At 69.3% G+C, this 13,005-nt stretch carries 10 protein-coding genes; 6 read left to right on the top strand and 4 right to left on the bottom strand.

The annotated features are described in order from the left end of the window. Position 1: 1 nt before the first annotated feature. Together rplT and WMF44_RS38575 are read left to right on the top strand one after the other, a co-directional pair. The gene (gene rplT / locus WMF44_RS38580; protein ID WP_012239853.1) at positions 2-361 is read left to right on the top strand and encodes a 50S ribosomal protein L20; all 360 of its coding nucleotides are present in this window, start codon (positions 2-4) and stop codon (positions 359-361) included. 1,421 nt (positions 362-1,782) lie between these two features. Next, the gene (locus tag WMF44_RS38575; protein WP_437295044.1) at positions 1,783-3,267 is read left to right on the top strand and encodes a sigma-70 family RNA polymerase sigma factor; all 1,485 of its coding nucleotides are present in this window, start codon (positions 1,783-1,785) and stop codon (positions 3,265-3,267) included. A 163-nt stretch (positions 3,268-3,430) separates the two neighbouring features. Here WMF44_RS38575 and dacB read toward each other — a convergent pair whose 3' ends face one another. Beyond that, complete coding sequence (gene dacB / locus WMF44_RS38570) at positions 3,431-5,005, bottom strand: D-alanyl-D-alanine carboxypeptidase/D-alanyl-D-alanine endopeptidase (RefSeq protein ID WP_437295043.1); 1,575 nt, start codon at positions 5,003-5,005, stop codon at positions 3,431-3,433. 177 nt (positions 5,006-5,182) lie between these two features. Between dacB and WMF44_RS38565 the strand changes: the two genes are divergently transcribed. Both WMF44_RS38565 and WMF44_RS38560 read left to right on the top strand, forming a co-directional pair. Continuing rightward, positions 5,183-5,716, top strand: a complete 534-nt coding sequence (locus WMF44_RS38565; protein WP_437295042.1) for a hypothetical protein — start codon at positions 5,183-5,185, stop codon at positions 5,714-5,716. Next, positions 5,713-6,195 carry a hypothetical protein gene (locus WMF44_RS38560; protein ID WP_437295041.1) on the top strand — a complete coding sequence of 161 codons (483 nt, stop codon included), beginning with the start codon at positions 5,713-5,715 and terminating at the stop codon, positions 6,193-6,195. The genes WMF44_RS38565 and WMF44_RS38560 overlap by 4 nt, the downstream gene beginning before the upstream one ends. A gap of 79 nt (positions 6,196-6,274) precedes the next feature. Here WMF44_RS38560 and WMF44_RS38555 read toward each other — a convergent pair whose 3' ends face one another. Continuing rightward, on the bottom strand, positions 6,275-7,174 hold the full coding sequence (locus tag WMF44_RS38555; RefSeq protein WP_437295040.1) for a fumarylacetoacetate hydrolase family protein: 900 nt from the start codon (positions 7,172-7,174) through the stop codon (positions 6,275-6,277). Between the two features lie 460 nt (positions 7,175-7,634). Here WMF44_RS38555 and WMF44_RS38550 point away from each other — a divergent pair, with 460 nt between their 5' ends. After that, complete coding sequence (locus tag WMF44_RS38550) at positions 7,635-9,320, top strand: CTP synthase (RefSeq protein WP_437295039.1); 1,686 nt, start codon at positions 7,635-7,637, stop codon at positions 9,318-9,320. 176 nt (positions 9,321-9,496) lie between these two features. On the opposite strand, the gene WMF44_RS38545 is transcribed toward WMF44_RS38550, so the two are convergent. Both WMF44_RS38545 and WMF44_RS38540 read right to left on the bottom strand, forming a co-directional pair. Next, a complete protein-coding gene (locus WMF44_RS38545; RefSeq protein ID WP_437295038.1) occupies positions 9,497-10,459 on the bottom strand; it encodes an acyl-CoA desaturase in 963 nt (320 codons plus the stop codon). Positions 10,460-10,589: 130 nt separating this feature from the next. Beyond that, a complete protein-coding gene (locus WMF44_RS38540; protein WP_437295037.1) occupies positions 10,590-11,579 on the bottom strand; it encodes a diacylglycerol kinase family protein in 990 nt (329 codons plus the stop codon). A gap of 95 nt (positions 11,580-11,674) precedes the next feature. On the opposite strand from WMF44_RS38540, the gene WMF44_RS38535 reads away from it, so the two are divergent. Beyond that, positions 11,675-12,982 carry a hypothetical protein gene (locus tag WMF44_RS38535; RefSeq protein WP_437295036.1) on the top strand — a complete coding sequence of 436 codons (1,308 nt, stop codon included), beginning with the start codon at positions 11,675-11,677 and terminating at the stop codon, positions 12,980-12,982. Positions 12,983-13,005 lie beyond the last annotated feature (23 nt).

The following is a 13,005-nucleotide window of genomic DNA, read 5'->3' as shown; positions in this document are numbered from 1 at the left end:
GATGCCGCGTGTAAAGAGAGGCTTCAAGGCCCGTCGCCGTCGCAACCGTGTCCTCAACCAGACCGAGGGCTACTTCCTCGGCCGGAAGAACCGCTTCCGCCAGGCGGTCGAGGTGCTCCGTCACGCCTGGGAGTACGGCTACATCAGCCGTAAGCTCAAGAAGCGGGATTTCCGTCGCCTCTGGATCACCAGGATCAACGCCGCCGCGCGTCTCAACGGTACGACGTACTCCCGCCTCGTCAGCGGGCTCAAGAAGGCAGGCATCGCCCTGGATCGGAAGATCCTCTCGGAGATCGCGATCCACGATCCTGCGTCGTTCGGCGCTGTGGCGAAGCTCGCTTCGCCCGCAGCGGCGAAGTGATGGCCCCGCGGGGTGGTCTTGAGCCCGCCGCTCGACCACCCCGATGCGGAACAGTCGGAATTGGCCAAGGTCGCTTCCCTTTCCTCGGCAGTTCCCGATTGTCCTAGTATTTCATATATTTGAATCGCTTCCGCTGCGAACAATCCCTTGGGTTGCATCGCAGACGTAGCGTTCGGGTGCATCCCTCGGGCGGGGACGTGCGGCTGACGTCGCTGACGCTGATCAGCGTCAGCGGTGTGAGGCAATTAGGCACCGAGCAAATGCGCAGCGTGCATTTCGTGCGCACCTGCTATGCACCACCGATGGCACCCTATGATCGCGCGATCAGGGTAAAATCCGACCCAGCTCGTCCGTTGGCGACTGGCCGACCGTTCGTTGTTTCTACAAGGAGCTCCGCATCCCCAGCCGAGGGTTGATCGACCTAAGGCGTGCTCCAGGTCCCCTCCCCGGGGACAGACCTAGCGATAAATTCCGTTGAAGCTAAACAATTGGCCGGAATTTCTAACTTTCCAGGCGGTCTGTCGCGAAAAATAACCTTCTCCGCCTTCGTCCGTCGGGTGAGGGCTCGACATTGCCATCGGGAGGCCCAGGTTCAGGAAACATCGAAGCTCACTGAGAGGACGACCTCAGCGGCTAGGCGCGGGTTCCTACACGCTGGAAAAGACAGCGAAATTCCCTTGCCTGGGCCGTGAGGGCGGATCCACCGAACCGCGTAACGCTGGCGAGCTCGAGGTGTCCCCAAGGAGAACAGGTTGCCGATGTTGTTGCGTCCCCGAAAGCGTACCCAGCCATGCAGTTCGGCTCGGTCGCAGCGAAACGCCTCGCTCGACAGGACATGGACAGCGCCTTCCGCTCTACATAGCGCACCCCGGCCGAGCTCTCAAACAGGAGAAGCGGGAACGCACGCTAAAAAAGGCACTGTTTTTGCTTCTGGAGCTGGGCTGCTACCGGGGAGTGGCGCAGGAGCATCATTCTGCAAGAGCAGACCTGCCTCAGGTGAGAAGAGTTCGACCGGAATCAAAAGAAAGCACCAGCGGTTGCCAGTTTCAACAGGGGCTCCTTCGGTCAGCTCCTCCCCTCTGTTTGGCACGAAATCGTCTCGCCTGCCGCCAAAAGGTGGCGAGACATTTCAATCTCGCAAGGTCAGCCGTTTAGAAGTGAACGCCGACACAAAGACCAAGATGAGCACGTCGACCGCCCGCCGTCCAGAAACTGCGCGGAGAAACGCCAAGTCCTCTGCTGTAGGTGCCTCTGCGCGGCTCGCGGCATCCAAGAGCTCGCAGGGGGCCGAGACCGCATCGGCTCCCCGGCGGGAGGCATCGCAGACCACCGAGTTGGAGGTCTCCGAGGTCGAAGATTTCGGGGACAACCAGTCGCCGCGCTCGCACTTTCAAGGAGCTACCACCGTGGAGGGAGCCGCCATGAGGTCGACCAAGAGCAACGCCACTGTAGTGAAGGGCGACCCGCTCGCTCAGGGTGGGACGGCCACGCCGGAAATCGCAGCGCTCGGCCTTCTGGAAGACGACCAGACGGAGGAGACGGCTGTGCGACCCCGCCCGGCCGAGATCCTCGATGAGGAGCGGGCGCCCGACTTCATCGATCTGGACCTTGGGCCGCTCGATCGGCTGCCTCAGCCCGAGCGCGCGAGGAACCAGGATCGGGAGCTGAAGGATGTCGAGGACGGGGGCGGCGACTCGATGCTCGCCCGCTATTTCCGCGACATGGCGCTCCACCCTGTCATGGGGCCGGACGAGGAGCTCGACACCGCGCGGGCGGTCGAGCGCACGGAGGTGGAGCACTGGGTGGCTCTCCTCTCCTACCTGCCTGCGGCCGAGTACATCCTCACCGCGCTCGAGGAGGATGTCGCCAAGGCGGGTGAGGACGAGGTGAAGGCTCCGCAGATCGCGGAGATGCAGAAGCTCGTTCGCCTGGCGAAGAAGCAGAAGGGAAAGCTGCTCGCCGAGCAGGAGAAGCCGTGGACCCAGCTCTCCGAGGAGCTCGCTGCGGCTGTCCGCCTGCCTGACTCGGATCGCCTCTGGATGGCGCGTGCCTTCACCATCGCGCGCGATCTCGTGCGCGAGCCGGACTTCGAGGACGACGTGAGCGATCCCGAGGAGACCCGCCCCGCGCGGCCGAGGCTCCCGATGTCTGGCTCCTACCGCCGTTACCTCGATCGGGTCGAGCGATCCTTCCAGGCGCAGCACGACGCGAAGAACCGCTTCGTGAAGGCCAACCTGCGGCTCGTCGTGTCGATCGCGCGGCGCTACAACCGCGGGCGCCTGCCGCTCATCGATCTGATCCAGGAAGGCAACATCGGCCTGATGAAGGCGGTGGAGCGCTTCGACCACAGCCGTGGCTACCGCTTCTCGACGTACGCATCGTGGTGGATCAGGCACGCGATCAGCCGCGCCTTGGCCGACAAGGGCCGCGCGGTCCGCATCCCGGTCCACATGCTCGATACGTACAACCGCGTGGCGCGGGCGACGCAGGCGATCATCGCGCGCACGGGGCATGAGCCGACCATCGAGGAGCTCGAGAAGGAGACGGGGGTTCCGCGCGAGAAGCTCGACAAGGTGAAGGACTTCTACGCGGAGACGCCCTTCTCGCTCGATCGTCCGGTCGGTGACGAGGATGGACGCAAGTTCATCGACTTCCTCCAGGAGGAGAACGCGCTGTCGCCGTTCGATCACCTGGCCAACAGGAAGTGGAGCGACGAGGTCCGGCGTCTCCTGACCACGCTCACGCCGATCGAGTCGCGGATCATCCGCTGGCGCTTCGGCCTCGACGACGAGGACGAGCTCACGCTCAAGGAGATCGGCGACAAGTACAACCTGTCGCGCGAGCGCATCCGTCAGCTCCAGGAGCAGGCGCTCGGGAAGATCCGCAAGCAGATGCGCGACTACTGAGCGACGAGCTCAGCACGAGTCGGTGAAGCGGCCGCGCGGCGTCATGCTGCGCGGCCGCTTTGCGTGAGCCGCCCGAACACGCGGCTGCGTGGGGGCGCGCAGAGGTGAGCGGGGGCCGGAGCTCACCGCGGCCCAGCGGGCCGACACGAGACAACCCGCGCTCTCACGGCGTGCGTGCGTCCTTCCAGAGCTCGTCGGTGAGCGACTCGACGAAGTGGTCGATGGCCCTTCGTGCGGGGTCGATCTTCCCTGGGACGTCGGAGGCGAGCACGGCGAAGGCGATCGGGGAACGACCAGGGGGCGCGAGGATGTAGCCAGACAAGGCCACAACCGAGGCGAGCGTCCCCGTCTTGGCGCGGATGGCGCGCTCCTTCGACCACCCGCGGAAGCGGCTGCGCAAGGTGCCGTCGACGCCGCCGATGGCGAGCTGCGCGGTGAAATCTGCGCCGAGCGCGGGATCGAGGAGCGCGGCGCGCAGCAGCCGGACGATGGCCTCCGGCGATGCGCGAGCGGCGTCGAACAAGCCCGAGCCGTTCCTCAAGACGACGTCTTGTCCGAACGCATCGAGCTCCGTGAGGGTCTCGCCGACCACCTCCGCGGCGCCCTCGGCTGTGCCGGGGCGCCCGCGCTTCTCTGCGGCGAGCGTCTTGAAGATCGTCTCCGCGTAGAAGTTGTCGCTGTCCTTCCCGAGGGCGGAGAGGAGCTCGCCGAGCGGCGCCGAGCGGTGAGCCACGAGGAGCCGCTTCTGGCGCTCACCGCCGAGCCGCACCTCGCCGGAGACGTCGACGCCCACCTCCAGCAGCATCTCCTTGAGCGCGTACGCTACGACCAGGCGGGGATCGTCGACGCGCCTCGCCAGGCTCACCGCGCGGCCGCCCTCCGGGATGTGCCCGCTGAGGTGCGCGACGAGGCGCTGGCCGTTCGGCTCGAGCCGGACCCCGAGCTTCTCTGGTGTGCCGCGCTTCGCGGTGGTCACCGTGCCCTGGAGCACCGTGAAGCCCGGGGGATCGATGGCGACGGAGGCAGCCTGCCCTGCCTTCGATGGGCGCACCGTGAAGAGCAAGGCGTTCGCGTTCAGCGAGGCTGCCGCGACCGGGGCGCGGAAGGCCGCCCACTCCTCCGGCTGCTGTTCGAAGGCCGGAGGCACGTAGCGCGTGTCAAAGTAGCCCTGGTCGATCGCGATCGCCGCGACCTTCCGGACGCCGGACGCCCTCAGAGCGCGCGCCATCTCCCAGAGATCACGCGTCCTGAGGGAGGGATCGCCCGAACCCCGGAGCACGAGCTCGGCGACGGTCCCGTTCGACGCATCCCCGTAGAGGCCGGTCAGGTAGCGGTAGCTCGGCCCGAGCAGGCGAAGCGCGGCGGCCGCCGTGAAGAGCTTCGCGTTGGATGCGGGGTTGTACAGGCCGCGCTGATCGAAGGCCGCGAGCGTCGCGCCGCTGGCGACGTCGAGGGCGAGCACGCCGACCCGTCCCCCCAGGCGGCGCACGTCGGTAACGAGCGTCTCGACCTGCGCTCGAGCGCGCTCAGGGTCGATTTTTCGAGGTCCGTGCGACGCGAGGCGCGCTGGGGGCGCGCTCGGCGAGACTGGGGCTCCCTGGGTCGGCCTCGCTGTGGGGGTCGAGCGATCAGCGGGAGCGGCGCCGCTGTCGAGCGGCTGGGAGCCGCCGGGGCGGGCGAGGAGCGACGAGAGCACGAGCGCGACCGCGGAGACTGTACGGCGGGGATGTCGAGGCATGAGGCGTCTCCGCCTCTACACCGCCTCCACCGCGGACGCCTCCTCCGGTCGACCGGTCGTCGTAGCCCGGCGTCGCTCATCGGTGCGCGCGTGTGCGCTCGGGGTTGTCCTCGGAAAGGAGAGCTTGCTAGGGTGCGCGCAGACGCTCCTTCACGCTCTGTTCGAAGGGAGGACACCGTGTCCCAGCAGCATTCGACCCGCGCGCTCTTGCCGCTCCTCATCCTCGCGGCTGCAGCATGCTCCGGCGCCAAGCCCAAGCAGGCAGGGGAAGACTACAACTTCGATCAGGCACCGTCCGATGTTGCCGCGCCCGCCGAGACGGGGAGCTCGGGCGCCGAGGCGGGGAGCTCCGGCGCCGAGGCGGGCGCGTCGGCGGACAGCGGGGGCGGGCTCAACCCCGATCAGAAGAAGCAGATGGAGATCGCCCTGCGACGCGGAGGGGACAAGGCGGCGAACTGCGCCGAGGTCGTGTCCAACGCGCCGACGGGCGAGGGAGAGGTCAAGGTCGTGTTCGACGGCCAGAAGGGACGCGTGACCGACGTGCTGGTCGGGCCGCCCTTCGCAGGGACGCCCGCCGAATCCTGCGTGAAGCGCGCCTTCGTCGGAGAGATCGTGCTGCCGTTCGAGGGTGATCCGCTCGAGGTCCCGTACACCGTGAAGCTGCCGTCCAAGAAGTCGGGCGCGGGAGCCTCCGGAACGAAGACGCCATGAAGTTCGCCTCGATCGCCGTCGTCGCCGCGCTGGGGTTGGCCGCTGCCTCCGCCGGCGCGGAGGAGCCGGCGGCGCCTCCGCGGTACCCGCCGTCCTCGACACGCGTGAAGGTCATCGTCGGCGGGGTGGCCGTGACGGCGCTCGCCTACGGCGCCGCGTTCCTCGCCGCATCGTCATGGCCAGAGGTCCCCGGGGCGAGCGAGCTGAAGATCCCGATCGCCGGCCCATGGCTCGCGCTCGCCAAGAACGGCTGCGCCGCGGACGATCCGGACTGCGGAGCGACGCTGTACGTTCGCGGGGCGCTCACCGCCATCGGTGGGCTCGCGCAGCTCGCCGGTCTGGGCCTCGTCGGCGAAGGGATCTTCATGACCACGGAGGCGCGCTCGGCGCAGCCTTCGACCCCTGCGGCGCTGACGGTGCGGCCGGCCCCGGTGATCACCGCGACCGGCATGGGCATCGGCGTCGTCGGCACGTTCTGAGCTACCGAGAACCGAGAACCGAGAACCGAGAACCGAGAACCGAGAACCGAGAACCGCGCGGTGAGGCGCCGACGCCGGCTCACCGGCGGCGCCAGGGCAACAGCGCGGGGCCGCAGACGGGCTTGCCGGTCATCCGTCCGATGCGCTCGATCATCAGCTCGACGCTGGCGCCGTACGGTACGCGCTGATCAGCGCTCCCACCGAGGACGCGGCCCGCGCCGATCACGTCGCCCGCGCGCAGCTCGACGTGGTTGCTGATGTACGCGACGGACTCCGCCAGCGAGAAGGTCCACTCGCCAACGCGCGAACAGGAACGCGCCTCGGCGTCGACGCGGACCTGGGTCCGCAGCGCCTCGACCGAGCTGAGCTCGTCGGGCGTGACGAGCACCGGGCCGAGCTGCGTTGCAAAGTCCTTCGCCTCCGACGGGGGGAGCCCGCGCACCAGCGACCGCGCCTCCAGGCCGCGCGCGGTCCAGTCGTTCAGCACGGTGTAGCCAGCGATCGCGCGCTCCACCTCCTCCGGGGTGGCGCGCCGCAGATCGTCGCCGAGGACCACCGCGAGGTTCAGCTCGTAGTCGGGCCTGTCCTCGAGCGGGGGGAAGGGGATCTCGGCAGCATGTCCAAGCAGCGCGCGGCTGTTGCCGAACCGGTACCAGGGGCGCTCGGCGCCGGGCGCGTAGGGGCCGAGCTGGATGTACGCCGCGCGGTCGGTGGCGCAGGGAGGCAACCACAAGATCGTGGCTGGGTGCAGATGCGCCGACGCGGGACGATCTCCGCTGAGCAGCCGATCATCCAGCGCGTGAAGGCCGGCGCAACGGAGCGCCACCACGCGCGTGTGAAAGTCCGATACGCCGCGGATGTCCGCGAGCCTCGTCCCGAAGTCGCGCTCCAGCTCCGCGACGTCGTAGAGCGCTCCGTCCCGTTCGAGCGCTACGATCGGGGTGGAGGTCGCGAGGTGGAGCACGTGCGCGATTCTCATGGCGTGACCAGGCCCGCCGGGAGCCGGCGGAGCGTACCATCCCGGTCCGCCGACGCTCTCAGGCCGGCGGAGCCCCCAGCGCGTACGCCTGCGGCCGGCGGTCGGCGTCCGATCCCGAGGGACTCGACCCTTCTTGGGACATCGGATTGTCCTTTGCATTGACGCGCTGGGAGAGCGGCCTAGAATGCCGGCGGATTCAGAGCGGCATCACGTCGCGCAGGCTTGCCGTGGGTCCCTGCCGGTTGCAGATGGGCTCGTACGGTGGGTCAGGTTCTGTTGCCGGCGCGGGGTTCCCCGTCGCGGGGTTTCCTCCGGCTTCGGTCCTGCTGACGGGGCCGTGCGGCTTGTAAGCCGGGCAAGGTATTTGCCGTGGACAGCCGACCCTTGGCGGCGCTCACCTTGGAGCGCCGCTCGAGGGACTGGTTACAGGCGCGCACACGGCGCAGCGGAGCGATGGGTCATGAGCAAGCGGACCAAATTCGTCTTCGTCACAGGCGGAGTCGTATCGTCGATCGGCAAGGGACTGGCTGCGGCCTCGATCGGGGCGCTGATGGAGTCCCGTGGGTTGAAGGTCACCCACCTCAAGCTGGACCCGTACATCAATGTCGATCCCGGCACGATGTCCCCCTACCAGCACGGCGAGGTCTTCGTCACAGACGATGGAGCGGAGACCGATCTCGATCTCGGGCACTACGAGCGCTTCACGCTCGCCCGGATGAGCCGCCAGAACAACTTCACCACCGGCCGCGTCTACGAGGCGGTCATCTCAAAGGAGCGCCGCGGCGAGTACCTCGGGGCGACGGTGCAGGTGATCCCGCACGTCACGGACGAGATCAAGCTGCGCATCCGTTCTGCTGCGGATGGGGCCGACGTCGCGATTGTCGAGGTCGGCGGCACCGTGGGTGACATCGAGTCGCTTCCCTTCATCGAGGCGATCCGCCAGCTCAAGGTGGAGTCGGGCGCGCAGAACGCGATCTCGGTGCACGTCACGCTGGTGCCGTTCATCGCGACGGCGGGCGAGCTGAAGACGAAGCCCACCCAGCACTCGGTGAAGGAGATGCGCGAGATCGGCATTCAGCCGGACATCCTCCTCTGTCGCTGCGATCGGCCGCTCCCGCGCAGCATGAAGGAGAAGATCTCCCTCTTCTCGAACGTCGCCGTCGACTGCGTGATCGCGGCCGTCGACGTCGACTGCATCTACGAGCTCCCCCTCGTGCTCCACGCCGAGGGGATCGACGAGAAGATCACGGAGCTGCTCAACATCTGGGCGAGGCAGCCGGACCTGTCGCCGTGGCAGCGCATCGTCGAGCGATTCAAGAAGCCGTCCCGCGGCATCGTGAAGATCGGCGTCGTCGGCAAGTACGTGCACCTGCGCGACTCCTACAAGTCGCTGCACGAGGCGCTCGTCCACGGCGGGCTCCACAACGACGTGCGGGTCGAGCTCGAGTACATCGACTCCGAGCAGATCGAGGCGCGCGGCGCGGCCGAGCTGCTGTCGAACCTGGACGCCATCCTCGTGCCCGGCGGCTTCGGCGATCGCGGGACCGAGGGGAAGATCGAAGCCATCCGCTACGCGCGCGAGGAGAAGATCCCGTTCTTCGGGATCTGTCTCGGCATGCAGCTCGCGGTCGTCGAGTACGCGCGCCACGTCTGCGGCATGACGGGGGCCAACTCCGTGGAGTTCGATCGCAACGCGGCCGACCCGGTGATCGATCTGATGCCCGACCAGAAGGGGGTCGTCGAGAAGGGCGGGACGATGCGCCTCGGCGCGTACCCGTGCGTCCTGGACAAGGGCTCGATCGCCGCGGAGGCGTACGGGCAGACGAGCATCAGCGAGCGGCACCGGCATCGGTACGAGGTGTCGAACAAGTACCGCGAGGCGATGGTGCAGAAGGGGCTCGTGCTCTCCGGGACGTCGCCCGACCAGCGCCTCGTCGAGATGATCGAGCTGCGCGAGCACCCGTACTTCGTGGGCTGTCAGTTCCATCCCGAGTTCAAGAGCCGCCCCCATAGCGCGCACCCGCTCTTCGCGCGCTTCGTGCGCGCCGGTCTGGAGCGCCAACGCGAGCGCAACAAGGCCGAGAAGCCGAAGCCCGGCGATTCTGCCGCGGCCCACACCCAGCAAGCTGCCTCGTCCGTCAACTAGAGCGGGGTGCCCAGGTTCGTGCGCCACGGGCTCCGTCGAGGGGCTCTGGCCGCCGCATCGACGGCGAGACGGGCGGCGCTGCGATGGTCGTCGAGGGTTCTGTCGCGAGCTCTCGCGGACGAAGGCGGCCCTGCAGCCTCCGTCCGCAGATCATCGATGACGAACGCCGCGCGCGATCAGACGTCGCCGAGGCTCGGCCGGCCCAGCGGCGGGGGGTCAAGGGGCTCGGCGTTCGTGGCCCGAGGGGCGAGGAGCGGCGAACGCTCGCCGACCTCCTTGATCAGGTTCCGCTGCAGCACGTGCGCCGGCGCGGTCCTGAGCTCCCAGATCAGGCCGAGCTTCTCCATCGCGCGCAGGACGTAGAAGCTGACGTCGATCTCCCACCAGAAGAAGCCCTGGTTCGCGCTGCTCATGTAGTGGTGGTGGTTGTTGTGCCAGCCCTCGCCGAGGGTGATCAGCGCGAGCCAGAAGTTGTTGCGGCTCGTGTCGGTCGTCGCGTAGCGCCGCGAGCCGAACACGTGCGCGAGGGAGTTGATCGTGAACGTGCCGTGCATGAGCGCGCACGTCGACACGACATAGCCCCACAGGAACGCGTCGTAGCCGCCCACCGTGAGGAGCAGCGCCATCATGCCGATCGGCCCGATCGCGTGGTAGCGGTCCAGCCAGCGGAGCTCAGGGAAACCCGCGAAGTCGGGGATGCGCTTCAGGTCCAGCTCCTCGTGCTCGCGGCCGAGCCACCAACCCATGTGCGCGTACCAGAACCCCTTGCGGAGCGGGCTGTGGACGTCGCGCTCGGTGTCCGAGTACTTGTGGTGGACGCGGTGCGTCCCCCCCCACCACAGCGGGCCCTTCTGCGTGGCCGTGGTGCCGAGCAGCGCGAGCAGGAACTGCAGGCCGCGGCTGGTCTTGTAGCTGCGGTGCGAGAAGTACCGGTGGTAGACCGCCGTGATCGCGAACATCCGGACGAGGTAGGTCGCCGCGGCGAGCGCCGCGAGCTTCCATGTCGCACCTCGGACGATGGCGACAACGGTGCCGATGTGGATCGCAGCGATCCCCAGCACGTTGAAGATCTGGCCGAGGCTGGGGCCAGGTTTCGGTACGACGACCCGTGTAGGGCTCGATGCAGGCGCTTGCGTCATGGGTTCCAAGGTGGATGGAGCATCGAGCACGCCCGTCACTGGGGCTCACGACGCCGGTCATGATTCCGTCATGCGATGCAGCAGCCGGCTCGCCGACCGATCGGCGCAGGGCGTCGGCGAGCGCGCGATCTCAGCGGCGCGCGGAGAGGACGTCGATGGCTGGCCCGGCGGAGACCCGGATCTCGCTGGCTCGAAGGGGATCGCCGTCGAGGATGTAGGGGCCGTCCCCGAGCGAGGTCGCGCTGGCCTCGGCGCCGAACCGGACCGTGAAGTCTTGGACGAGGTCGTCGAAGTGGTCCGTGCCGCCGATCCGGCGGCCCGCGAGGACGAGCGGAGCGCGCGGCCCGAGCTCTCGAGGAGGCAGGGCGCTGGCGACGAGGTGAGGGCGATCGAGATCCTCCCCTGCCCGGTAGGTGACCAGCATGTGGATCCCGAGGTCACGCACTGCAGACGAGCAGATGAGCGACCAGGCGCGCGGGGCGAGCCGCCGCCCCCCCACGTCGATCGTGCAGGGCAGCGGGTCGAGGACGCGGCGCGCGTAGGCGCCGCCGTAGAAGGACTCGACGAACACCCGCGCCACGATGCGCGCAGCGGCGCCGTAGCCGTCGCCTCCGCGCTCGTAGTAGACATCGAAGAAGCTGGCCACGAGCCCGGTGCCGAAGATGAAGCCGATGCGCTCCTCGACGCCGCTGCGCGTCGTCGCGCGCACGCGCAGGGTGGGCCGGCGGACGGCGCTCGGGATGGCCGCGCCGCTCGGGAGGCCGCGAACCTCGCTGACCGTCCGCGCGAGGAGCACGGCCGGATCGCCGGTCATGCCCCAGTTCCGCGCGACGGTCGCCACGGTGCCGCCTGGCAGCAGGACAAGAGGCGGCAGCGAGCGCTCGCCGAAGGCGCGCGCGAGGGCCGTGACGCCGGCCATGAAGCTGCCGTCGCCGCCCGAGAGCGCGACGAGATCCGTGCCTCGCTGGGCGAGCCGCTCGCAGGCCTCCGCGAGCTCCGCGACGTTCGAGGTCGGGTGGAGCTCAGCCGCGCCAGCGCACGCGGCCGCCATGCGGTCGATGAGCGACGGCCTCGCCCGGTACCGGCGCGCCGTGGTGTTGACGATGACGTCGATACGCATGGTGCCGGAGCGTGACCGCCCTATAAAACGGATTCCCCGGGTGGTCGAGCCGAAGGGGCTTCGAACGCGAACTTCGGCGCGGTAAGAGGCGCGTCATGCGCCGCGTGCTCTCCCGGTCGATCCTCGCCGGCCTCCTCTCGTTCGCCGCCGTCACCGGCTGCGCGAGCTCGGCCTCCCTACGCGCAGCCGAGGCGGGCAGGTTCGACGAGCTGCGCCGCACGTTGAGCGACGAGCTCCGCCGCGGCACGCTGGACAGCGACGACGCACGAGCGATCGCCCGCGCGGTCGCGCAGGGGGAGATCGCGCGCGCGACGCCGCCATCGGGGGCCGATCGGCTGCGCGAGCTCCGGACGTGCGCGCGCGCGCTGGAGGACGCGCTCGCCGAGCGCGCCGCGGGCTCGGACGCGATCGCCACCACAGCGGCGATGATCCTCCTCGAGGCGGGGCTCACCGACCCGGAGCGCGTGAAGCGGTACGCGGGCGACGCGGCGGCGGGGCGGTACCCCGGCAAGGACACGGCGCTCCGCGCGCTGGAGACGCGGGCGCTCGTCACAGCCGAGGACGGCGCGCTGCGCCGCTCGCGGATGCTCGACGGAGATCAGGAGGTTCGCGTCTCGGCGCTTCGCGCCGCCGCCGCCGCCGCGGACCCGAGCGATCGGGAAGCGCTGCTCGAGGCGGCGCGGCTCGATCCTTACCCGCTCGCGCGGACGCTGGCGATCCGCGCCGCCGGGGCGCTCGGCGGTCAGGACATCGTGCTGGCGCTGCGCGATGTCTGGACCCTCTCGGATGAAGCCGGGCGCGAGGCGATCGCCGAGGCGTGGGCGACGCCGCGCGCGCTGGAGGGCGGCGGGCGCGCGCAGCTGCGCTGGGTGATCTCCACCCAGCGCGGCGCGCCCGCGATCGCCGCCGCGCGCGCGCTGGTCCGCGCCGGAGGCGAGGGCGCCGGCGAAGCGATCTCCGTCCTCATCGGCTCCATCCGCTCCAGCCAGAGCCGGGATCGCGTCTACGCCATCCTCTCCGCGCCGCTCCAGGACCCGGCGGTGCGGTCTGCGCTCATCGAGGCGCAGGGCGATCCGGATGAGGCCGTGGTCTTCGCCGTCCATAGCCGCCACGTCGACGCCGCGGCGCGCGAGCGCTCCGCGGCCGTCGCCTGGCTGATGAAGCTCGCCGCGGGGACGTCGACGCGCGCGGTGCTCGCGCGGGGAGTCCTCGCACGTGCAGGGATCCGCGCGGTCGTGCCGCTGCTGGAGCGCGACGTCCGATCCCGCGAGATCCCGGTGCGCGAGGCGGCGGGGGCGGGCCTGGTCGCGCTCGGCGAGATCCCGCGCGCCGCATCGCTCCTCGCCGACGCAGAGCCCCGGGTCAGGACGTCGGTGGCCTGCGCCATCCTCGAGGCGTTCTGAGCGTTGCTGAGGTGGTCCGGTCG

Origin of the sequence: Sorangium sp. So ce426, from assembly GCF_051475585.1 — a bacterium.
Classification (GTDB): domain Bacteria; phylum Myxococcota_A; class Polyangia; order Polyangiales; family Polyangiaceae; genus Sorangium; species Sorangium cellulosum_B.
This window is presented reverse-complemented; position numbering and strand designations above follow the sequence as displayed.

Coding starts and splice junctions, on each gene's coding strand:
- WMF44_RS38550 (WP_437295039.1), top strand. CDS start 7,635: ATGAGCAAGCGGACCAAATTCGTCTTCGTCACAGGCGGAGTCGTATCG.
- dacB (WP_437295043.1), bottom strand. CDS start 5,005: ATGCCTCGACATCCCCGCCGTACAGTCTCCGCGGTCGCGCTCGTGCTC.
- WMF44_RS38535 (WP_437295036.1), top strand. CDS start 11,675: ATGCGCCGCGTGCTCTCCCGGTCGATCCTCGCCGGCCTCCTCTCGTTC.
- WMF44_RS38545 (WP_437295038.1), bottom strand. CDS start 10,459: ATGACGCAAGCGCCTGCATCGAGCCCTACACGGGTCGTCGTACCGAAA.
- WMF44_RS38540 (WP_437295037.1), bottom strand. CDS start 11,579: ATGCGTATCGACGTCATCGTCAACACCACGGCGCGCCGGTACCGGGCG.
- rplT (WP_012239853.1), top strand. CDS start 2: ATGCCGCGTGTAAAGAGAGGCTTCAAGGCCCGTCGCCGTCGCAACCGT.
- WMF44_RS38575 (WP_437295044.1), top strand. CDS start 1,783: ATGAGGTCGACCAAGAGCAACGCCACTGTAGTGAAGGGCGACCCGCTC.
- WMF44_RS38555 (WP_437295040.1), bottom strand. CDS start 7,174: ATGAGAATCGCGCACGTGCTCCACCTCGCGACCTCCACCCCGATCGTA.
- WMF44_RS38560 (WP_437295041.1), top strand. CDS start 5,713: ATGAAGTTCGCCTCGATCGCCGTCGTCGCCGCGCTGGGGTTGGCCGCT.